General features: G+C 72.1%; 1 protein-coding gene. It reads left to right on the forward strand.

All coding sequences use genetic code 11. From position 1 onward, the window contains the following. On the forward strand, positions 1-262 hold a 262-nt coding region (locus tag R0J87_RS21630; protein ID WP_498888872.1), incomplete at both ends, for an L-arabinose isomerase family protein.

The following is a 262-nucleotide window of genomic DNA, read 5'->3' on the forward strand; positions in this document are numbered from 1 at the left end:
GTTCGGCTTCGGGGCCGAGGGCGACTGGAAGACCGCCGCCCTCGTCCGGGCCGGCAAGGTCATGGCTCACGGCCTCGAGTCCGGCGGCCGGGGCACGTCCTTCATGGAGGACTACACCTACCACTTCGACCCCGCGGGCCCCGCCGTGCTCGGGTCGCACATGCTCGAGATCTGCCCGTCCATCGCCGCCGACACGCCGAGCTGCGAGGTCCACCCCCTGGGCATCGGCGGCAAGGACGACCCCGTCCGCCTCGTCTTCACC

This window comes from Halomonas sp. SIMBA_159 (assembly GCF_046536035.1).
In the GTDB taxonomy this organism is placed as follows: Bacteria; Pseudomonadota; Gammaproteobacteria; order Pseudomonadales; family Halomonadaceae; genus Vreelandella; species Vreelandella venusta_A.